Below are 21,081 nucleotides of genomic sequence, written 5' to 3' on the forward strand. Positions count from 1 at the left end.
CGCCCCGTGGGGCCGTGAAGTCTCAACCGCTGGGAGGTCCCGCGACTACCCGGTGCACGCATGGTGTACGGCACTTCGGGATCTCGGTACGGTAACGGGTCTGGGCCGGAAGTCGTGCGCCGTTCATCTCCCGGGGGGCTCTCGTGCACAGGACGATCGCGGTCCGGGCGGATGCTCAGGGCACGGGCCGACCGGACTCAGGCTCGAACTTCCCCTTGTCCGCCCGGACTTCCCCTGGGAGATCTCGTGCGTCTGTCCCCTTGTCTGCGTTCAGCCATCGCGGTCGCCGCGGTGGCCGCCACAGCGCTTCCGCTCACCTCCGTCGCGCGGGCCGACTCCGCGCGATCCGACTCCGCGGGCACCGTCGCCAAGCGGCCCAAGTCGCTGGTGATCGGCGTCGACGGCGCGACGTTCGCCGCGTTCGGCTCGGCGCGGATGCCGAACCTCGCGGCCCTCAGAACCGGCGGTACGACCGCCACCAGCAACCTCTACGCCTCCCCGATGGCCCCCACCCTCTCCGGCCCGGGCTGGTCGACCATCGCCACCGGAGTGTGGCCGGACAAGCACAAGGTGGTGGACAACTCCTTCCTGGGCGCCGACTTCGCCCGCTACCCGGACTACGCCACCCGTCTGGAGACCGCGAAGCCCGAGCGGAACACCCTCGTCGTCGGCACCTGGGAGCCCATCACCGGCACTGTCTTCGGCCCGGCCGCGGACACCCGGATCGCCGGGTCGGACGACGCGGACACCACCGCGAAGGCGGTGGACAGACTGGCGTCCACCGACGCGGACGCCACCTTCGTCCACCTCGACGAGGTCGACGAGGCGGGCCACGGCCATGGCACCGCGAGCCAGGAGTACCGGGATGCCCTGGAAGCCGCCGACGGCCGGATCGGGCGGATACTCCGGGCCGTCACCTCACGTGCCACATACCCGGACGAGGACTGGCAGATCATCGTCACCGCCGACCACGGCCACACCGCGGGCGGTGGCCACGGCGGCAGCAGCCCCGCCGAACGGCAGACCTTCGTCATCGCCAAGGGCACCGGTTTCGCACCGGGTTCGGTCCGCCACGACGTCAAGGTCTCCGATGTCGCCCCCACCGTGCTGGCCCACTTCGGCGTCCCCGCCGATCCCGCCTGGAAGCTGGACGGCAAGGCGATCGGTTCGCTCACCCCCGACGCCTTCGACACGCTGCGCCCGTCGCTGCGCACCCGGGTGGACGAAACCGGACTGCCCGCCGCTCTCAAGGGCTGGACGCGTACCGCCCCGTCCGGCTGGAGCGTCGACAACGCGGCCATGCCCGGCGGCGGGGTGAGCGAGTGGCGCGGCTGGTCCTTCGCGAACGACGAGTTCTGGAGCAACAGCCAGCTCGGCCAGGGCCGCGAGACCAACGTACGGGCCCGTGATGTGTTCGCGGTCGCCGACTCCGACGAGTGGGACGACAAGGCGCACGGCGCCGGGCCGTTCGACTCCACCCTCAACAGCCCCGCGTTCCCGGTGACGGGCGGCCGGACGGCGACGGTCTCCTACGCCACGGACTACCGGGTGGACGGTCCGCAGACCGGCGATGTGTACATCGCGTTCGACGGCGGGGCGCGGACGCTGCTGAAGTCCTACCGGTCCCACCTCAACACCGCCGAGAAGCTCTCGGTGGCGGTACCGGCCGGTGCCACCTCCGCCCGGCTGTACTTCCGCTACACCGGCACCAACAGTGCCTTCTGGACGGTCGATCAGGTGACCGTGACGGGCTGACCCCGCCCGGCCCCGGATGCCGGACGCCGGTCGGGCCGGGGTGTCCCCGGCCCGACCGGCGGTCTCAGCTGTGCCCGGGTGTTACGAGGCGCTCTCGTCCGGTCGGCGGTGACGGCCGTGCACCGGCCCCTGTGTCTCCTCCGACGTGGCCTGCTGTCCCCGGTGCCTGCCCTGACTTCCGGCATCGTGGTTCGCGACCGCCTCGCGCGGACGCGCCTGGGCCGTGTCGATCTGGGTTTCGGACATGTGGGTAGTCACCCCGTCAAATCGCTCCGTACTGTGCGGGGGAGGTGGGAAGCGACGCTGGTCACGACATCACCGTGCACGCCACCCGAAACGCCCCGCGGGTGCACGGAACGCATGGCTGCGCAGCCCCCGCCAGAGTCTAACCAGGGTGCTGATCTCTGACCCACCGGGGTGGACGGGGCTGGAGCGGGCGCGCGAGCGGGGCCTGCTGCAACGGTACGGGGCGCTGCATGTCGAGCGTGTCGGATCCCGGCTCGGGCTCCGGACCGGTCTGCTCCACCCCGGCCCAGGACCCGGTCCCGCCCCAGGGCTCGACCCCGGACACCACCGCCCGGTCCTCGCCCTTGACCCTGGTCCACGGGGTGATCCGCGCGGGCTCCGGGATCCCCGCGAGCCCCGTCCCCGCGGGCTCCACCCCACGCCCCACCACCCGCCGCACCACCCGCGCGGCCCCGGGCGCGGCAGTGGCCGCCGCCATCGCGAGCCCGCCCGCGGGGTGGGCCTCCGCGACGCGGGGAAGCACGGCGGTGCGGGCCTCCCCGACACGGGGGATCACGGCGGTGGGCGACGCCGTCCCGACGCCCGGCAGCACGGCGGCGGGCGATGTCTCCCCGGAGCGGGCCACCCCCGCCGTACGCCGCAACTCCGCGATACGGCGGATCTCCCCGGTCCGGGGCGACACCGCGGAGCCGTGCCCCGCACGGCCCTCCTCCACGGGACGCGGCCCCTCCCCGGCACCGGGCGCTCGGCCCGCGCGGTAGGTCTCGGCGGCGCGCGGCGCTTCCCCCGGGCGAGGCGACTCCGCCCCCACCGCACCCGGCGCCCCTCCGGTACGCGGCAACTCCGCCCCGCCCGGCATCGCCCCGGCCGGAGACAGCTCGCCCGCGCGGTGGGCCCCCGCCGTGCGGGGCGGCTCCGCCGCACGGGGTGTCCCGCCGGCCTGCGGCATCCCCACCGCGTCCGGCATCGCGCCGGGCCGCGCCGACTCCGCGGTGCGCCCCGGCTCCCCGGGACGCGGGAACCCCTCGGCACCGGGCACCTCACCCCGCCGGAGCGACTCACCGGCACCGGGCATCTGCCCGGCGGGGCGGGCCTCCCCCGCACGCGGCAACTCCGCCGCGCGGGGCGCCGCCTCGGCCGGGCGGGAGGCCGGCCCCGTACGGGGCACCTCGATCGTGCGAGACAGCTCACCGGCGCGCACCACCGACACCGCCTCCGGCATCGGCCCGGGGTACCTCGACTCCGCGGTACGGCCCGGCTCCCCGGCACGGGGGGCTTCCGTCGCGCGGGGGGACTCACCGGTGTCGGGGGCCCCGGCCGGGCGCCCGGTGGGGGTTGCCCGTGGGCTGGGCGGCAGTTGGAGCCGACGCCGGGGGTCGGAGACCCGGTGGATCTCGCCGGTGCGGGGGAGCTCGGCCGTACGGTGCGGCAGCGGGAGCGGACGCGGCGGGGCGGCGGCGCGGGGCGGTTCGCCCGCCGCGCCCGTCAGCTCGAGCCCGCCCAGCGTGTCCGCGCCCGGGAGCCCCGCGCCGCGCTCCAGGTCGGGGAGCCACACCCGCGCGACGCCGCACGCCACCTGCCGTGTGGTGTAGGGCAGCAGCAGGGCGCCGTCCCGGGTCATCAGGCCCGCGCCCGGGAGCCAGCCCTCCGGGGCGGAGAACTGGCGCAACCGGCGCTCGGCCGGGCGCCATACGCCGACCCAGGGGCGACCGGCCGGGCCGTCGATACGGAAGGCGACCGCGCAGGTCTCGGGGGTGAGGACCTGACCCGGCTGGACCGCGAAGGGGGTGGCCTCCGACCGCGCCGCGGGGCGCAGACAGTCGGGGAAGCGGACCGGACGGGCGCTGCCCAGCACGCCCCAGCCCAGCCGCTCGTCCCCGGGGGCGTCGGACCGCACCAGCAGCAGACCGCTGTCCGGGTCGGCGAGCAGCAGCCGGTCGTTGCTGCGCTCGGTGATCTGGAGCAGCGGACTGGTCTCGCCGCCGCGGCCCAGATCGACCACGACGGTCTTCGTCCGGCCGTCGAGTTCACGGTCGAGGGCGAGCAGCCGCCCCGTACGGTCCAGCCAACTGCCGCCCGTACAGCGGCCGGGGACCTCGGCGAGGTGCTGGGGGACGAGACCGCCGTGCACCAGCCACACGGAGGTGGAGTGCTCTCCGCGCGCCAGGGCGAAGACCGACAGACCGCCGGGCGCCGGGGGCAACAGGGAGACATCGGCGCGGTCGAGGGCGCCCAGCAGCCGTTCGCCGGTGCCCGGACCCGCCGGGTAGAGCAGGGAGAAGGCGTGGTGCCCGGCCACCCGACGGTGGATCAGCACCTGACCGTCGGCGAGCGGCAGCAGCTCGCTGTCCGGCTCCTCGGGCTGGGCGCCGGGCAGCGGCACGGCGTACGGCTCGGGTCCGTCCAGCGTCCAGCGCTCCGGGTACCAGCACCGCGTCTCCGGCTGGAACGCGAGCCGTGCGCCGTACGAGCCGTCGGCGGCGACGGTGAACCTCTCGCGGGCCGCACCGTCCGGGGCGGACCCCCGGGCGGACCCCTCGCGCCGCCGGGTGCTGACACCGACGGCGACGGCGGCGTCGAAAGCACAGGCAGTCATAGATCAGTCACCTCCGGCCACTGAACGTAGTTTTCGCTCCCCCCGAAACCAGCTGAAAGGGTCCTGCTCCACCCGTACGTGTGGCGATTGCCCGATTCGCCTGAGACGTCGCGGGTGAATGTGCTGTAAGCACCGGCGCGCCACGTTGCGCCCAGGGCCGCCGCGACCGCCGCCGTGAGCCCCGCTCCCCGCGCCCGTCCGGTGGTCGCGGTGAGTGAAGGCGGGGGCAGGGCTTACCCGTGATCCGGGAGGTAGCCTTGCCCCGTGCCCGCACTCAACGACGTCCTCGCCGCCCTCGACGCACTCTGGCCGCCCGAGCGGGCGGAGCAGTGGGACGCCGTCGGCACGGTGTGCGGAGACCCGGACGCCGGGGTCGGCCGTGTGCTGTTCGCCGTGGACCCCGTCCAGGAGGTCGCCGACGAGGCGGTCCGGCTCGGCGCCGATCTGCTGATCACCCACCATCCGCTCTATCTGCGGGGCACGACCACGGTCGCCGCCTCCACCTTCAAGGGCCGGGTGGTGCACACGCTGATCAAGAACGACATCGCGCTGCACGTCGCGCACACCAACGCCGACCGGGCCGACCCCGGTGTCTCCGACGCCCTCGCCGGTGCGCTCGGGCTGCGGATCACCGGGCCGCTGGTGCCCGATCCGACCGACCCGGCGGGCCGCCGCGGCCTCGGCCGCGTCTGCGAACTGGACCGTCCGCAGACGCTGCGGGAGTTCGCCGAGCGCGCCGCCGGGGCACTGCCCGCCACCGCCCAGGGGATCCGCGCCGCGGGCGACCCGGACCGCATCCTCCGTACGGTCGCGGTCTGCGGCGGTTCCGGCGACAGCCTCTTCGCGGAGGTGCGGGCGGCGGGCGTGGACGCGTACCTCACCGCGGACCTGCGCCACCACCCGTCCTCGGAGGCGCGTGAGCACAGTGATCTCGCCTTGGTGGACGCCGCGCACTGGGCCACCGAGTGGCCGTGGACCGAGCAGGCCGCCGCCCAGCTCGACGAGATCTCCGACCGGAACGGCTGGGGTCTGCGCACCCATGTCTCCCGTACGGTCACCGATCCCTGGACGGCCCACGCCCAGGCGCACGCCCCGGCCCACGCCGCCTCCCTCTGAGTACGCCCGAGCCTTCCCGCCCCTCAACCACCCCTGGAGCCCCACGCTGAACGCCGCGCCCGCCGACCAGATCCGCCTGCTGGACGTCCAGGCCCTCGACGTCCGGCTCTCGCAGCTCGCGCACAAGCGCAGGACGCTGCCCGAGCACGCCGAGCTGGACGCCCTGAACGCCGACCACACCCAGCTGCGCGATCTCCTCGTCGCCGCCCAGACCGAGGAGAGCGACACCGCCCGCGAGCAGACCAAGGCGGAGCAGGACGTGGACCAGGTGCGCCAGCGCGCCGCCCGCGACCAGCAGCGGCTGGACTCCGGGGCCGTCACCTCCCCCAAGGACCTGGAGAACCTCCAGCACGAGATCGCCTCGCTGGCCAAGCGCCAGGGCGATCTGGAGGACGTGGTGCTCGAGGTCATGGAGCGCCGTGAGTCGGCGCAGGAGCGGATCACCGAGCTGACCGGCCGGGTGGAGTCCCTCCAGTCCAAGATCGCCGACGCCACCTCGCGCCGGGACGCCGCGGACGGGGAGCTCGACGCCGAGACCGCCTCGGTCACCAAGGAGCGCGAGGTCATCGCCGGCACCATCCCGGCCGATCTCCTGGCCCTCTACGACAAGCTGCGCGGACAGCAGGGCGGGGTCGGCGCGGCCCGGCTCTACCAGCGGCGCTGCGACGGCTGCCGTCAGGAGCTGGCCATCACCGAGCTGAACGAGGTGCGGGCGGCGGCGGCCGACACGGTCGTGCGCTGCGAGAACTGCCGCCGGATCCTGGTGCGTACGCCCGAGTCGGGGCTGTAGGAGGATGACGCGTCGCGTCATCGTCGAGGCGGACGGCGGGTCCCGGGGCAACCCGGGTCCGGCCGGTTACGGCGCGGTCGTGCTGGACCCCGGGACGGGTGAACCCCTGGCCGAGGCGGCCGAGTACATCGGCACCGCCACCAACAACGTGGCCGAGTACAAGGGGCTGATCGCCGGGCTGCGGGCGGCGCACGCCCTGGACCCGGAGGCCCGGGTCCAGGTCCGGATGGACTCCAAGCTGGTCGTCGAGCAGATGTCGGGGCGCTGGAAGATCAAGCACCCCGATATGCGCCCGCTCGCCGCCGAGGCCGCCTCGGTCTTCCCGTCCGGCCAGGTGACGTACGAGTGGATCCCGCGCGAGCGGAACAAGCACGCGGACCGGCTGGCCAACGAGGCGATGGACGCGGGGCAGCGGGGCGAGCTGTGGAGCCCCGGGGCTCCGGCGGAGGCCCCCGCCCCCGCCGGCGACGCGCTCGCCGAGCCCGCCGCCGGTGCCGAGGCCCCCGCCCCGGCGCGGGGCTGGGGAGCCGCGGACCTCGGCACCCCCGCCACCTTCGTCCTGCTGCGGCACGGTGAGACCGCGCTCACCCCCGAGAAGCGGTTCTCCGGCAGCGGCGGCACCGATCCCGAACTCTCGCCGGTCGGCCGCCGCCAGGCCGAACTGGTCGCCTCGGCCCTCGCCGCGCGCGGCACCGTCCAGGCGATCGTCAGCTCCCCGCTGCGGCGCTGCCGGGAGACCGCCGGGGCGGTCGCAGCGCGGCTGGGCCTGGAGGTCCGGATCGACGAGGGGCTGCGCGAGACGGACTTCGGCGCCTGGGAGGGGCTGACCTTCGCGGAGGCCAAGGAGCGCTACCCGGACGACCTCGACGCCTGGCTCTCCTCCACCAAGGCGGCGCCCACCGGTGGCGGTGAGTCCTTCGCCACGGTCGCCCGCCGGGTCGCCGCCTCGCGCGACCAGCTGATCGCCCGGTACGGCGGGCGCACCGTCCTGCTGGTCACCCATGTCACGCCGATCAAGACCCTGGTCCGGCTGGCCCTGGGCGCCCCGCCGGACTCGCTGTTCCGTATGGAGCTCTCCGCGGCCTCGCTGTCGGCGGTGGCGTACTACGCCGACGGCAACGCCTCTCTGCGTCTGCTCAACGACACGGCCCATCTGCGGTAGATCCACGCGGCCGGCCCCGCCGGGCGGTCAGCCCGTCAGCGCCGCCGCCTCGCGGGCCAGGGCCTCCACCCGCGTCCAGTCCCGGGCCGCGAGGGCGTCGGCGGGAAGCATCCAGGTGCCGCCCACACAGGCCACGTTGGGCAGGGCCAGATAGTCCGGGGCACGCAGCGCGTCGATGCCGCCGGTGGGGCAGAAGCGGGCCCGGGGCAGCGGGCCCGCGAGTGAGCGCAGATACGACGGGCCCCCGGCGGCCTCCGCCGGGAAGAACTTCATCTCCGTGACGCCGCGTTCGAGTAGTGCCACGGCCTCCGAGGCGGTGGACACCCCCGGCAGACACGGCACTCCCGACCCGCGCATCGCGTCCAGCAGCCGGTCGGTCCAGCCGGGGCTGACGACGAAGCGGGCACCGGCCGCGACGGAGCTCTCCACCTGCTCGGGGGTGAGGACGGTCCCGGCGCCGACGACCGCTTCCGGAACCTCCTCGGCGATGGCCCGGATCGCGGTCACGGCTGCCGGGGTGCGCAGGGTCACCTCGATCGCGGGCAGTCCGCCCGCGACCAGGGCGCGGGCCAGCGGTACCGCGTCGGCCGCCTCCGACAGCACCACGACGGGGAGCACCGGGGCGAGATCGAGCGGGGACACGGCGGTGGGGGTGGGCACGGCGCTGGTCACGGCGCCATCCTGCCCACCCCCACCGCACCGCGCAATGGGCGTTGCACTGTGTGCAACTGTCGTCCCGCGGAGGTGTCCTACGGCACGCGCGGCTGGCCGCGCCGGAGCCCCAGCACCTCCACCGCCGCGAAGTTCTCCCCGCCGCGCCCGGCGAAGTACGGGGTGAGGACGTCGTCCAGTTCGTCGAAGCCGAAGGTGTCCTTCGAGGCGTCGAGCCGGGCCGCCACCTTGGGGCGTTCGAGGATCGCCACCATGCCGCCGTGGACCACGAACACCTGCCCGCTGACCTTGGCGGCGCGGGGTGAGGCGAGATAGCCGACGAGGGGGGCGACGTGTTCGGGGGCGAGCGGGTCGAGATGGCCGTCCTCGGGGAGTCCGAAGTCGGCGAAGACGTCCTCGGTCATCCGGGTGCGGGCGCGCGGGCAGATGACGTTGGCCGTCACGCCGTACTTGGCCAGGGCGCCCGCCGTGGAGGTGGTCAGTCCGACGATGCCGCCCTTGGCGGCGGCGTAGTTGGGCTGCCCCGGGGACCCGGCGAGGAACGCCTCGGAGGAGGTGTTGACGATCCGGCCGTGCACCGGACCGCCGCGGGTGGCCTTGGAGCGTTCGCGCCAGTGGGCGGCGGCGAAACGGGTGGTGTTGAAGTGGCCCTTGAGGTGGACACGGATGACCGAGTCCCATTCCGTCTCGGACATGGAGAAGATCATCCGATCACGGAGGATGCCCGCGTTGTTGACCAGGATGTCCAGGGCGCCGTAGGTGTCCACGGCGAGCTGGACCAGTTCCCGGGCCTGTTCGAAGTCGGCCACGTCACCGGCGTGGGCGGTGGCCCGGCCACCGGAGGCGCGGATCTCCGCGGCGACCCGCTCGGCCGGTCCGGCGGACGCCTCCCCCGAGCCGTCGCGGCCGCCCTGTCCGAAGTCGTTGACGACGACCTGGGCCCCGAGGCGCGCCAGTTCGAGGGCCTCGGCGCGGCCGAGACCACGGCCCGCGCCGGTGACGATCGCGGTCCTGCCCGTCAGCGGGCGGTCCCCGGACGGTCTCAGATCTCGATGCATGTGCGCAGCGCCTCCCCGGTCCGCATCTGGTCGAGCGCGTCATTGATCTCGGTCAGCCGCACCCGGTGGGTGATCAGCCCTTCGAGGTCGATCCGGCCGGCCCGCCACAGCGCGATGGTGCGTTCATAGGAGCGCAGCACATCACCGCCGCCGTAGAGCGAGGGCAGGATCCGCTTCTCGTCGAAGAACAGCTCGAACATGTTGAGGTTCAGCAGGTCGTCGCCGGCGCCCGCGCCGACGACGCAGAGGGTGCCGCCGCGCCGGGTGGTGTCGTAGGCGGTGCGGGCGGTGGCGGAGCGGCCGACCACCTCGAAGACGTAGTCGAAGCCCTCGCCCGCGGTGACGCGGTTCTTGGCGTCGGCGAGACCGTCCGGCGGGACCGCCTCGGTGGCGCCGAACCGCAGGGCCGCCTCGCGCCGTGCCTCGACCGGGTCGACGGCCACGATCCGGGCCGCGCCCGCCGCCCTGGCCCCCTGGATGACGCTGATGCCGACGCCGCCGCAGCCGATGACGGCGACCGACGCCCCGGCCTCGACCCGTGCGGTGGTGAACACCGCGCCGAGCCCGGTGGTGACGCCGCAGCCGATGAGAGCCGCGATGTCATAGGGCACATCGTCGGGGATCGGCACCGCGCAGGGCGCGGGCAGGACGACCTCCTCGGCGAAGGTGCCGGTGCCCGCGAAGCCGAAGACCTCCGGCGGACTGCCGCCGGGGCGGCGGTAGTTGGGCGTTCCGGCGTTCATGAAACCGGCCAGGCACAGATGCGGCTGGCCGCGGCGGCAGGACGGACAGCCGCCGCAGGCGGGCAGCCAGCACACCAGCACCCGGTCGCCCGCGCTCAGCCCGGTCACGCCCTCGCCGACCTCCAGGATCTCCCCCGCGCCCTCGTGTCCGGGGACGAAGGGCGCGGGCTGCGGCAGGACGCCGCTCATCGCGGAGAGGTCGGAGTGGCACAGTCCGGTGGCCCTGACGCGCAGCCGGACCGTGCCGGGACCGAACCCCACCGGCTCGATGTCATCGAGGACTTCCAGCTTCTCCTGCCCCGTCTCGTGCAGTACGGCCGCGCGCACGGCGCCTCCTCGTGGGTCACATGGGTCAAGCGTGCTCGACGGTGGTGTCGGTGAGGACGGGTGCGCCGTCCCGTTCGACGGCCTGGGCCGTCACATGGATACGGCCGGGACCGCCGCCGTCGGCGGCCTCGCGCCACATCCGGACGCGCAGGGTCTCGCCGGGGAAGACCACTCCGGCGAACCGGGTGGCATACGAGCGGACGCGGGCCACCTCGCCGTCCAGCGCGGTGTCCACGACCGCCTTCAGCACCATCCCGTACGAGCACAGCCCGTGCAGGATGGGCCGGTCGAACCCGGCGCCCTTGGCGAAGTCGGGGTCGGCGTGCAGCGGGTTCCAGTCGCCGGACAGCCGGTACAGCAGCGCCTGGTCGTCGCGGATGGCCCGCTCCACGGTGTGGTCGGGTTCGCGGGCCGGCGGCTCCACCCGGTCGGACGGTCCGCGTTCACCGCCGAACCCGCCCTCGCCGCGGACGTAGATCCGGGTGTCACAGGTCCACAGCGGCCCGTCGGCATCGGTGGCGTCGGTCCGCAGCACGATCACCGCGGCCTTCCCCTTGTCGTACACCGCGGCCACCTTCGACGTCTGGGTGGCCCGGCCGTCGACCGGGATGGGCCGGTGCAGTGTGACGGACTGTCCGCCGTGCAGGACGGCGGCGAGGTCCACGTCGATCCCGGGCGCGCCCATCCCGCCCGCGAGGGCCATCCCGCCGCCCGCCACGGTGGCGAAGCTGGGGAGGACATGGAGCCTGCTCTCCAGGGTGTAGCGAAGCTCATCGGGGTCGGTGGCCGGGGTTCCGGCCCCGATACCGAGGTGGTAGAGCTGGATGTCCTTGTGACCCCAGCTGAGCGCCGTGGTCCGGGGCTCGGCCGAGACGGCCTTGGCGGCATCGATGGGCATAGGGCGACAGCACTCCTCGGTTCCTGGCCACGGCGGCACGGCGGGAGTCGTCCCCACCGTGTGAAGACCCCGGCCCGCCCGTCCGCACCGTCGGCCGTGCCGGGGTCGCTTCTGGTCGGCAGGTCCGCGCCGCACACGTCCGGCCGCCGGAGGCGGTCCGCGCGGACGAGAACGAGAACGCGTTCTAGCCGATGGCACCCATGTATAGCCCAATCCCCCGGCACTGGGAAGGGTGCTGACACTGTGTCAGTTTTGCTCGGGACATATGTCATGGCCGTCCGCCCATATCTGCATCTGCCCAGGTCATGGCGGTGTGCATAGGGTGCGGTCCATGGACGCCACCACCGCGGAGATCGAGCGGCTCAAACCCCCCAGCCGCTATGCCTTCCTGCCCTGGCTGTTCATGCTCAGCGGGAATGCGCACGCGCTCATCCGGGGCCGGACACCGGCGCCCTGGCTGGGCGGGCTCGGGATGGTGGCCTTCACGGCGCTCTACATCACCGCCGTGCTCACCGGTCTGGACGAACGGCACCGCCACACCTGGGTTCCGCGGGCCGTCCTCGCCGGACTGGCGGTGGTCACCTACGCGCTGGCCATCGGCTACGCCAAGGACTGGCTGCTGTGTTTCCCGCTGTTGTCGCTGGCCACCGGCATCGTGCTCCGGAGGCGGCGGCTGGGGCCGTTCATCCTGGTCTTCGCCGGATCCGCCGCGGTGATCGCCGCCCTGCGCGGCGGTTCCTCGGACTCGCTGACGGTGGCGTACGGAACCGTGCTGTCCGGGCTGGTGACGGCCGCCATCCTGTCGCTGTTCGAGGCGGTGGCCCAGCTCCGCGCCACCCGTCTGGAACTGGCCCGCGCGGCGGTGGAGGAGGAGCGACTGCGCTTCTCCCGCGATCTGCACGATCTGCTCGGCCACACCATGTCGGTGGTGGTGGTCAAGGCGGAGGCGGTGCGGCGGCTCGCCCCGCACGATCTGACGGCGGCGCTCGGCCAGGCCGCGGACATCGAGGCGGTGGGACGGCAGGCGCTCACCGAGATCCGCGAGGCCGTCACCGGCTACCGCGAGGGCGGTCTGGCCACCGAACTGGAGCGGGCCGCCTCGCTGTTGGGCGCCTCCGGGATCGAGGCGGATCTGCGCCGGTCCGGGCCGCCGCTGCCGCCGCAGACCGAGGCGCTCCTGGGGTGGGTGGTCCGCGAGGGCGTCACCAATGTGGTCCGGCACAGCGGGGCGCGGCGGTGCGCGATCGACATCCGGGGCGGTACCGACCGGGTACGGCTGGAGATCACCGACGACGGACGCTGCGCGGCCTCCGGTACGGCCGGTGCGCCCAGCCCTGCGGACCCGGCCCCCGCGGCGGGCGGGGGCACCGGCTTGAAAGGACTGGCCGAGCGGCTGTCGGCGGCGGGCGGGGCGCTCGCCGCCGGACCCGACGGCCGCCGCGGTTTCCGGCTCGCGGCCGAACTGCCGGTGGACGAGACGGTCGACGGCGCGGCGCACGGACCCGCGGGGACCGCAGATGAACAGATGGACCGCACGGCCGAAGGGGCCCGAACGACGTGATCAAGCTACTGCTCGCCGAGGACCAGGGGATGATGCGCGGCGCACTGGCCCTGCTGCTCGGACTCGAGGCGGACTTCGAGATCGTCGCGCAGGTCGACGACGGCGACGAGATCGTGCCCCGGGCCCTGGAGACCCGGCCCGATGTGGCGCTGCTGGACATCGAACTCCCCGGCCGCAGCGGACTGGACGCTGCCGCCGCGCTGCGCGAGGCGCTGCCCGCGTGCCAGGTGCTGATCCTCACCACCTTCGGCCGTCCCGGCTATCTGCGCCGGGCGATGGAGGCGGGGGCGGCCGGATTCCTGGTCAAGGACGGGCCGGTGGAGGAACTGGCGGTGGCTGTGCGCCGGGTGCTGGCGGGGGAGCGGGTCATCGACCCGGGCCTGGCCGCCGCGGCGCTGAGCGCCGGGCCCAATCCGCTCACCCAGCGCGAACGCGATGTGCTGGCGGCGGCGGTGGACGGTGCCACGGTGGCCGATATCGCGGCCCGGGTGCATCTGTCCCCGGCCACCGTGCGCAACTACCTCTCCTCGGCGATCGGCAAGACCCGGACCCGCAACCGGATGGAGGCGGTCCGGGCGGCCCGCCAGAACGGCTGGCTGTAGCACGGCCGGCGGCGGAGGACCGTCCGCCGGCGCTCGCCCTCAAGGGGGGCCGCCCTGCTCCCGGCGCCCGGCACGCCGCCCCCGGCCACCGCTGGGGGTGCCCCGTGCACCGGACGCCGGTCGCGGCCGGACACTCCCTTTTCAGACGACCCTAGGCCGCGCGGTCCGCGCCCCCGCCGCCCGGCCCCACCGGGACCGCCGAGGTGCGGGGCAGGGCCACCGCCATCAGCACCACGGCCGCCGCGATGAACCCGGTGGCCACGGTGAACGCCTGGGCGTAGCCCGACGCGAGCGCCCGCTCCGCGGTGCCTCCGTCGCCGCGTACGGAGGAGATGCGCTCGGCCGCCACCGTCGCCAGCACGCTCAGCCCGAGGGCGCCGCCCATCTGCCGGGAGGTGTTGACCAGGCCCGACACCAGTCCGGCGTCCGACGCGGTCGCCCCGGAGGTGGCCGCGGCGGCCAGCGGGGTCATCAGCAGCCCGGAGCCGAGCGACATCACCACGGCCGGGCCCAGGACCGTGCCGAGGAAGGTGCCGTCGGCGTCCATCCGGCTCTGCCAGCCGAATCCGGTCACCGCGAGGGTGCCGCCGACCAGCGCCAGGGTCTTCCCGTCGAACCGCGCCATCAGCCGGGGCGCCAGCTTCGAACCGAGGACGATGGAGAGGGTGTGCGGGAGGAAGGCCAGACCGGCCTTGACCGGGCTGTAGTGCAGCACGTTCTGCAGATAGAGCGACATGAAGTACCACATGGCGAACATCCCGGCGCCGAACACCGTCATCACCGCGTTGGCCGCCGTCACCGCCCGGACCCGGAACAGCCGCAGCGGCATCAACGGCTCCCGGGTGCGGGCCTCCACGGCCAGGAACACACCGAGCAGCACGAGACCGGCCAGCATCGGGACCAGTGAGGCGGCGGCGCCCCAGCCGTGCGACTCGGTCTGGACGATGCCGTACGCGAGGGCCGCGAGCCCCGATGTGACCAGCACCGCACCGGGTATGTCGAGCCGGCGCGCGGCACCGGACCGGCTCTCGGTGAGCCACACCGTGGCGGCCACCAGGACCAGCGCCCCCACCGGCACGTTGACCAGCAGCACCCAGCGCCAGGACAGGTACTCGGTGAGCAGTCCGCCGACCAGCGCGCCCGCCGCTCCCCCGCCCGCGCCGACCGCCGTCCAGGTGCCGATGGCCCGGGTGCGGGCCGAGCCGTGCGGGAAGGTGGTGGTGAGGATGGTGAGCGTGGCCGGGGAGACCACCGCGGCACCCACCCCCTGGACGGCACGGGCCGCGATCAGCTGCCACGGCTCCTGCGCCAGACCGCCCGCCAGGCTGGCGGCGGTGAACAGCCCCAGTCCCAGCAGGAACACCCGCTTGCGGCCGAAGAGATCCGCCGCGCGCCCGCCGAGCAGCAGAAAGCCCGCGAAGGTGAGGACATAGGCGTTGACGACCCACTGCAGACCGGTCTCGGTGAGCGCCAGGGACGAACTCATCGACGGCAGCGCCATGTTGACCACGGAGACGTCGAGCACCACGAGGAACTGCCCGGCGCAGGCGGCGAGCAGGACCGCCCAGACCGGCGGCGCGGACCGGGCGCCGGAGACGGACGTGGCGGAGGCCATGTCGGGAGGGATGGCTTTCGCGGTTTCGGCGTCCGGCGATGCCGGGTAAGGAGTGTGAGCGCCCATGCCCCTGATGCTGTCAGTCCGGCCACGGGCCCCGCATCGTCATTTCGGAGCATCCGGACCCCGGTGGGTCCTAGGTCCGGCGGACTAGTGCGGCCGCGCGCACGCCCCGGTGGTCACTCCGCCCCCCTCCTGCCCGGCCGCCGGAGCCGTACGGGAAGATGGCCCGGTGACGACACAGCCCGCCACCACGGCCCCCGACAGCACCGTCCTCGCCGCGTTCGAGGCGGCCAAGGGCTTCATGCCCGTCGACGAGGGGCTGGCCCTGTACGCCGCGGCCCACGAGGCGGCCACCGCGCTGCGGCTGCCGCTGGTCGAGGTCGGCACCTACTGCGGGCGCTCCACCATCCTGCTGGCCGACGCCGCCCGCGCGGCCGGCACCGTCGCGGTCACCGTGGACCACCACCGCGGCTCCGAGGAGCAGCAGCCCGGCTGGGAGTACCACGACCCGGAGGTCGTCGACCCCGAGGTCGGACGGATGGACACCCTGCCCGCCTTCCGGCGCACCCTGCACGCGGCCGGTCTGGAGGACCACGTGATCGCGGTCGTCGGCCGCTCGCCGCGGGTGGCGGCGGTCTGGGGACGGCTGGTGGGGCTGGTGTTCATCGACGGCGGCCACACCGACGAGCACGCCACCGCGGACTACGAGGGCTGGGCCCCGCACCTCGCGCCCGGCGGCCTCCTCGTGGTGCACGACGTCTTCCCGGACCCGGCCGACGGCGGCCAGGCGCCGTACCGGATCTACCGCCGCGCGCTGGAGTCCGGCGCCTTCACGGAGATCTCCGCGACCCGCTCGCTGCGGGTGCTGCGCCGCACCGGCGGACCGCTGGAGGGTGACGGCACCGGGGTGTGATCCGGCCCGGCTACCATCGCCTGCGTGTCCTACGGCAGCTTTCCCCCCTCGTCCGGCCGTCGCGGCGGCACCTTCGCCGTGGTCCTGGCCGCCCTGATCCCCGCGTGTTTCGCGGGCTGGCTGGTGTGGAGCTCGTTCGGCGGCCCGGACCCGGGGCAGGACGACGGGAACCCGGGCGGTTCCGGGCAGCCCACCGCGTCGTCCACCTCGTCCCCGTCGCCACCGCCCGCCGGACCCCCCTCCGGCGCTCCTGAGGAGCCGCTCAAGGGCAAGGTCGTGGTGCTCGACCCGGGCCACAATCCGAACAACCGCGATCACTCCGCGCAGATCGCCCGCCGGGTGGACATCGGCACCGACAAGAAGGAGTGCGACACCACCGGTACGGCGACCAACTCCGGTTACGCCGAGGCGTCGTTCACCCTCGATGTGGCGCGCCGGACCCGCACCCTGCTCGAAGCCCGTGGCGCCACGGTGAAGTTCACCCAGGACGGCAAGCGGGAGTTCGGGCCGTGCGTCGACGAGCGCGCCGAGATCGGCAACAAGGCCCACGCGGACGCCGTCGTCTCCGTCCACGCCGACGGCGCGGGCTCCGGTGAGCGCGGCTTCCACCTGATCCTGCCGAAGTCGGTGCGCGGCGGCGGCGCCGACACCTCGGCCATCACCAAGCCCTCCCGCCGTCTCGGGGAGCGGCTGCTCGACGCGTTCGCCGAGGAGACCGGCAGCGAACCGGCCGACTACATCGGGGACGGCAGCGGGCTGGACGTCCGGGGAGACCTCGGCGGTCTCAACCTCTCCACCGTCCCCAAGGTGTTCATCGAATGCGGCAACATGCGGGACGCGAAGGACGCCGCGCACCTCACCGACGCACGCTGGCGGGAGCGGGCGGCGCGCGGTGTCGCACGGGGCATTACGGACTTCTTGAACGGGTAGCTTCCCCGCAACCGAACGGGAGGTCACGACCGGGAAACCGATGGGACACCCCGGCTCTGCGCGTAAAGATTCACCCGTACGATGGGGCCCACCCCCGACGCCTTCAGCGCCCAGCGCCTGGCGGCAGCGCTACTACCCACGAAACCGACAAAGGACCTCACGTTGAACATCCGCTCGCTCACTCGAGGCGACGGCGTGGTGATCGGAGCAGCGGTGTTGCTCTTCATCGCCTCCTTCCTCGACTTCTACACGACCGACTGCGGTGACTACTGCGACAGGATCGACCTGCCCAACGGGTGGGATGGCGACATCTTCCCCGTGCTGCCGTCGATCTACCTCGCCGGCGTCATCGCCGCGGGCCTCATCGTGGCGGCGCGTTTCCAGCCCGCGGGGCGCAACCTGTTCGGGCTCGCGCTGGACCAGTGGGGCACCGCACTGGCCGTCTTCGCGGCCTGGAGCTCGCTGTGGACGATCCTCGGCGGCCCTGACGGCTCCGACAAGGGTGTCGGCCAGATCCTGGGCCTCGTCGCCACCCTGGCGATGGCGGCCGGTGCGCTGCTCACCCAGCGTGTCCCCGCGCTGAAGGCTCCGCTGATGAGCGGTGCGGGCCCGGCGGCCCCGTCCCCGTACGGCCACCAGCCGCCGCAGCCCGGCTACGGCTACCCGGGCCCGGGTGCCCAGCCCGGCGCCCCGGGTCCGTTCGGCGGCCAGCCCGGTCAGCCCCAGCCCGGTGGCCAGCCGTTCGGCGGCGGCCAGCCCGGTCCGGCGGCCCAGGCCCCGGCTCCGGCCGCGGGCGGCGACTTCGCCCCGTTCTGGTTCGCCGTGCCGGTGGCCCGTCCGCTGTACGCCGAGGACGGTTCGTCGAACACCATCGCCGAACTGGCCCCCGGTACCTGGTACCTGGCGGTCGAGCAGCGCGGCCAGGCCCTGGTCGCCCAGACCCAGGACGGCCGTCGCGGCGTCCTCCAGGACACCACGGGGATCCAGCGCGGCTGATCTCCGCCTCGTGTGCACCCGGCCCCTCGCCCCTCACCGGGCGGGGGGCCGTTGCCATTCCTGTTACCGGCCCGTACAGTCCGGCGCACCGGCTGACGTACCGTCACTCACATGGTGGGGAAAGGGGTCATGATGCGGCTCGGCCTGGCGCTCGGCTACTGGGGGCGCGGTCCCGACCCCCGCCATCTGGAACTGGCCCGGGAGGCGGAGCGGTTGGGGTACCACTCGGTGTGGACCGCCGAGTCCTGGGGCTCGGACGCCTTCACCCCGCTGACCTGGATCGCGGCGCACACCAGCCGGATCCGGCTGGGTACGGCGGTGGCGCAGATGGCCGCCCGCACCCCGACCGCCACCGCGATGCAGGCGCTCACCCTGGACCACCTCTCCGGCGGGCGGATGATGCTCGGACTCGGGCTGTCCGGACCGCAGGTGGTGGAGGGCTGGTACGGACGGCCGTTCCCGCGCAGTCCGCTGACCGCCACCCGTGAGTACGTCGACGTCATCCGCCAGGTGCTGCGCCGCGAGGCCCCGGTGCGGCTGGAGGGGCGCCACCATCCGCTGCCGTACGACGGGCCCGACGCGACCGGGCTCGGCAGACCGCTCAAGCCGATCGTCCATCCGCTCCGCGCCGACCTGCCCGTTCTGCTCGGTGCCGAGGGGCCGAAGAACATCGCGCAGACCGTGCGGATCGCCGACGGCTGGCTGCCGCTGTACTGGTCGCCGCTGCGCGCCGGGCTGTACGCGGAGGCGCTCGCCGAGGCGCGCGAGGGTTTCACGGTGGCGGCGATGGCGCAGGTGCGGGTCTGCGCGGACGTGGCCGAGGGGCTGAAACCGGTGAAGGCGATGCTCGGTTTCTACATCGGCGGGATGGGCCACGCGGCCCGTAACTTCCACGCCGATCTGATGGCGCGGCTCGGTTACGGGGACGAGGCGCGGCGGGTCCAGGAGCTGTTCCTCGCGGGGCGCCGCGAGGAGGCGATCGACGCGGTGCCGGATGCGTTCGCCGATGAGATCTCCCTGGTCGGTCCCCGGGAACGGATCGCGGAGCGGCTGGAGATGTGGCGTTCGGGACCGGTGACGGATCTGCTGGCGCTCTCCCCGGACGAGGAGACCCTGCGGGTGCTGGCCGAGCTCAACGGCTAGGGGGCGCGCGGGTCGTACTCGCTGACCTTGCACAGCAGGTCGGGGACGGTGGGCAGACCGGCCTGCTCACCCCGGATGCATCACGATTCGTGATCGGTGCCGGATCGGTTTGCGTCTTGGAGGGCACCCGGCCCGGTGATGGAATCGGTGCACGGCGGTTCCCCGGGTCCAGTGGCCAGGGGCCGCGGATCAGTCCGCCCCCGATGTCCCGGAGAACACCATGCCTCTCATCCACGTGCACCAGACCCCCGGCAAGACCGCCGAGCAGAAGGCCGAGCTGGTCCGTGAACTGACCGACGCATACGTGAAGGCCACCGGCAGCAAACCGGAGAGCGTGTGGGTGACCGTGCAGGAGATCGCCACCGACAGCTGGTCGATCGGTGGCGACACACTCGCCGCCCGCGCCGCCAAGCGCTGACCCACCTGGAGGGCCGGGGGTTGCCCGGTCCCCGGTCGCCCCAGGTCCGGCATCAGAACAGGAGATGACGAGTTGCCGTGAGCGAAGCGCTTGACACCGCCGAAGCGTCCTCCGTAGCCACAGCCGATGCCGCCGGTCCCTTGGATCTGCTGGTCGTGGGATGCGGTGCGGGCGGGCTCGCGACCGCAGTCAGTTTCGCCGAGAACGCTCCGAGCAGCCGGGTCCTGATCCTGGAGCGCTCCAGCCGCTACCGCCGCGGCGGGAACACCACCTGGACCGGATTGTTCTTCCGGCTCACCGCGGACGGCAAGCCGGCCGACGCCGCCGGGGACGCCGGTGGCCGGAGCCACGAGTTGGGCGAGGGCCCGTCCGACGCCGACCGCGTCTCGGTGCTGAGCGAGAACGCGGAGCCCACCGTGCGCTGGCTCGCCGAGCGGCACGGTGTGGATTTCGAGATCCGGCCGGCCCACTTCGGCACCGTGTGCGGGCCCCGGCTGATGCCCGTGGGTGGCGGCGCCGGTCTCGTGGACCAGCTCGCCAAGTCATTGGAGAGGCTGGGGGGAACGATCGCCTACGGGGTGCGGGCCACTTCGCTGAGCACCGACGTCACCGGCGCGGTCAATGGCGTGCACGTCCAGGAGGGCGGCAGGCTGTGGCACATCGCCGCTCGGCGGGTCGTCCTGGCGTGCGGCGGATTCCAGGGGAATCCGGAGCTGCTGGAGTGCCATGTCGGTCACACCGGTCGCCAGTTGCAGCCCGTCACACCCGGCGGCAGCAACAACAAGGGCGAGGGCATCGAGATGGCGGTGGCGGTGGGAGCGGCCCGCAGCGGTCGCTACGACCGCTTCCACGGGGAACCCGTCGATCCGCGCAGCCACCAGGCCGAGGCACTCGTCATGGCCTACCCGTACGGGATCCTCGTCAACGCGGACGGGCACCGCTTCCTGGACGAGGGTGCGGACATCCCCGACAACACCTTCGAGGAAGTCGCCTACCGGATCTGGCGGGAGGCCCGGCAATCCGCGTATCTGATCTGCGACGCCAAGCTGTCGCAGATCGAGGGACATGAACGCGCGCTGCTGACGGACAAGGACCCGATCACCGCGCCGTCCATCGACGAGCTGGCCCGCGAGCTGGATCTCCCGCCCGATGAGCTGAGCTGGACCGTGGCCCGGTTCAACGACGCCTGCCGACCCGCTCCCTACGATCCGACGCGGCTGGACGGCAAGCACACCGTGGGGCTCGTGCCGCAGAAGTCCAACTGGGCCGTGGAGCTGGACACCGGGCCGTACGCGGCCTGGCCCGTGCACTGCGCCATCACGTTCACCTTCGGCGGGCTGCGCACCGATGCCCGTTCGCGCGTGCTGACCGAGCGGGGTGAGCCCATCAACGGCCTGTACGCCATCGGGGAGACCGCCGGGTTCTCCTACAGCCACTGTCCGGGGGCCACTTCGGTGCTGCGGGCGCTGACCTTCGGCCGGATGGCCGGGGCGGACATCGCCTAGCGCCGGTCACCACCAGCCGAGTCCACCGCCGA

Annotated in this window: 19 protein-coding genes; 12 read left to right on the forward strand and 7 right to left on the reverse strand. The window is 73.7% G+C overall.

Translation table 11 applies throughout. The features are described 5' to 3' along the window. Nucleotides 1–246: 246 nt before the first annotated feature. Nucleotides 247–1,755, forward strand: a complete 1,509-nt coding sequence (locus tag AC07FT_RS01395; RefSeq protein WP_479173023.1) for an alkaline phosphatase family protein — start codon at nucleotides 247–249, stop codon at nucleotides 1,753–1,755. Nucleotides 1,756–1,836: 81 nt separating this feature from the next. On the opposite strand, the gene AC07FT_RS01400 is transcribed toward AC07FT_RS01395, so the two are convergent. After that, the gene (locus AC07FT_RS01400; protein WP_479173025.1) at nucleotides 1,837–2,001 is read right to left on the reverse strand and encodes a hypothetical protein; all 165 of its coding nucleotides are present in this window, start codon (nucleotides 1,999–2,001) and stop codon (nucleotides 1,837–1,839) included. Between the two features lie 139 nt (nucleotides 2,002–2,140). Next, nucleotides 2,141–4,597 (reverse strand): hypothetical protein, encoded by a 2,457-nt coding sequence (locus AC07FT_RS01405; RefSeq protein WP_479173026.1) that lies wholly within the window; start codon nucleotides 4,595–4,597, stop codon nucleotides 2,141–2,143. 264 nt (nucleotides 4,598–4,861) lie between these two features. Between AC07FT_RS01405 and AC07FT_RS01410 the strand changes: the two genes are divergently transcribed. The 3 genes from AC07FT_RS01410 to AC07FT_RS01420 are packed head-to-tail and all read left to right on the forward strand — an operon-like array spanning nucleotide 4,862 to nucleotide 7,665. Then, the gene (locus tag AC07FT_RS01410; protein ID WP_479173028.1) at nucleotides 4,862–5,713 is read left to right on the forward strand and encodes a Nif3-like dinuclear metal center hexameric protein; all 852 of its coding nucleotides are present in this window, start codon (nucleotides 4,862–4,864) and stop codon (nucleotides 5,711–5,713) included. Between the two features lie 46 nt (nucleotides 5,714–5,759). Continuing rightward, entirely contained in the window at nucleotides 5,760–6,503 is a 744-nt protein-coding gene (locus AC07FT_RS01415) for a zinc ribbon domain-containing protein (protein ID WP_308358791.1), read from the forward strand. A gap of 4 nt (nucleotides 6,504–6,507) precedes the next feature. After that, nucleotides 6,508–7,665: a bifunctional RNase H/acid phosphatase gene (locus tag AC07FT_RS01420; protein WP_479173030.1), complete on the forward strand. Its 1,158-nt coding sequence runs from the start codon at nucleotides 6,508–6,510 to the stop codon at nucleotides 7,663–7,665. Between the two features lie 27 nt (nucleotides 7,666–7,692). Here the strand turns inward: AC07FT_RS01420 and eda are convergent, their stop codons facing one another. The 4 genes from eda to AC07FT_RS01440 form a co-directional block, all read right to left on the reverse strand. Further along, the gene (gene eda, locus AC07FT_RS01425; RefSeq protein ID WP_479173032.1) at nucleotides 7,693–8,337 is read right to left on the reverse strand and encodes a bifunctional 4-hydroxy-2-oxoglutarate aldolase/2-dehydro-3-deoxy-phosphogluconate aldolase; all 645 of its coding nucleotides are present in this window, start codon (nucleotides 8,335–8,337) and stop codon (nucleotides 7,693–7,695) included. 77 nt (nucleotides 8,338–8,414) lie between these two features. After that, nucleotides 8,415–9,395: a 3-oxoacyl-ACP reductase gene (locus AC07FT_RS01430; RefSeq protein ID WP_479173034.1), complete on the reverse strand. Its 981-nt coding sequence runs from the start codon at nucleotides 9,393–9,395 to the stop codon at nucleotides 8,415–8,417. Further along, nucleotides 9,380–10,465 (reverse strand): alcohol dehydrogenase catalytic domain-containing protein, encoded by a 1,086-nt coding sequence (locus AC07FT_RS01435; RefSeq protein ID WP_471195209.1) that lies wholly within the window; start codon nucleotides 10,463–10,465, stop codon nucleotides 9,380–9,382. Before AC07FT_RS01435 ends, AC07FT_RS01430 begins: the two co-directional genes overlap by 16 nt. Nucleotides 10,466–10,490: 25 nt before the next feature. Further along, complete coding sequence (locus AC07FT_RS01440; RefSeq protein WP_479173036.1) at nucleotides 10,491–11,363, reverse strand: MaoC/PaaZ C-terminal domain-containing protein; 873 nt, start codon at nucleotides 11,361–11,363, stop codon at nucleotides 10,491–10,493. A gap of 331 nt (nucleotides 11,364–11,694) precedes the next feature. On the opposite strand from AC07FT_RS01440, the gene AC07FT_RS01445 reads away from it, so the two are divergent. Both AC07FT_RS01445 and AC07FT_RS01450 read left to right on the forward strand, forming a co-directional pair. Then, on the forward strand, nucleotides 11,695–12,924 hold the full coding sequence (locus tag AC07FT_RS01445; protein ID WP_479173037.1) for a sensor histidine kinase: 1,230 nt from the start codon (nucleotides 11,695–11,697) through the stop codon (nucleotides 12,922–12,924). Continuing rightward, on the forward strand, nucleotides 12,921–13,526 hold the full coding sequence (locus AC07FT_RS01450; RefSeq protein ID WP_479173039.1) for a response regulator: 606 nt from the start codon (nucleotides 12,921–12,923) through the stop codon (nucleotides 13,524–13,526). Before AC07FT_RS01445 ends, AC07FT_RS01450 begins: the two co-directional genes overlap by 4 nt. Nucleotides 13,527–13,677: 151 nt before the next feature. Here the strand turns inward: AC07FT_RS01450 and AC07FT_RS01455 are convergent, their stop codons facing one another. Continuing rightward, nucleotides 13,678–15,141, reverse strand: a complete 1,464-nt coding sequence (locus AC07FT_RS01455; protein WP_479173041.1) for an MFS transporter — start codon at nucleotides 15,139–15,141, stop codon at nucleotides 13,678–13,680. 304 nt (nucleotides 15,142–15,445) lie between these two features. On the opposite strand from AC07FT_RS01455, the gene AC07FT_RS01460 reads away from it, so the two are divergent. The 6 genes from AC07FT_RS01460 (at nucleotide 15,446) to AC07FT_RS01485 (ending at nucleotide 21,049) form a co-directional block, all read left to right on the forward strand. Continuing rightward, nucleotides 15,446–16,057, forward strand: a complete 612-nt coding sequence (locus AC07FT_RS01460) for a class I SAM-dependent methyltransferase (protein ID WP_479173365.1) — start codon at nucleotides 15,446–15,448, stop codon at nucleotides 16,055–16,057. Nucleotides 16,058–16,081: 24 nt separating this feature from the next. Then, nucleotides 16,082–16,987, forward strand: a complete 906-nt coding sequence (locus AC07FT_RS01465; RefSeq protein ID WP_479173043.1) for an N-acetylmuramoyl-L-alanine amidase — start codon at nucleotides 16,082–16,084, stop codon at nucleotides 16,985–16,987. Nucleotides 16,988–17,149: 162 nt separating this feature from the next. Then, nucleotides 17,150–17,983: a hypothetical protein gene (locus AC07FT_RS01470; RefSeq protein WP_479173045.1), complete on the forward strand. Its 834-nt coding sequence runs from the start codon at nucleotides 17,150–17,152 to the stop codon at nucleotides 17,981–17,983. 132 nt (nucleotides 17,984–18,115) lie between these two features. After that, nucleotides 18,116–19,126, forward strand: a complete 1,011-nt coding sequence (locus tag AC07FT_RS01475; protein WP_479173367.1) for an LLM class F420-dependent oxidoreductase — start codon at nucleotides 18,116–18,118, stop codon at nucleotides 19,124–19,126. Between the two features lie 220 nt (nucleotides 19,127–19,346). Then, nucleotides 19,347–19,544 (forward strand): tautomerase family protein, encoded by a 198-nt coding sequence (locus tag AC07FT_RS01480; RefSeq protein WP_432588472.1) that lies wholly within the window; start codon nucleotides 19,347–19,349, stop codon nucleotides 19,542–19,544. Between the two features lie 77 nt (nucleotides 19,545–19,621). Continuing rightward, nucleotides 19,622–21,049: an FAD-binding protein gene (locus tag AC07FT_RS01485; RefSeq protein ID WP_479173047.1), complete on the forward strand. Its 1,428-nt coding sequence runs from the start codon at nucleotides 19,622–19,624 to the stop codon at nucleotides 21,047–21,049. Nucleotides 21,050–21,081: the final 32 nt, after the last annotated feature.

Source organism: Streptomyces sp. NPDC045899 (assembly GCF_056431485.1).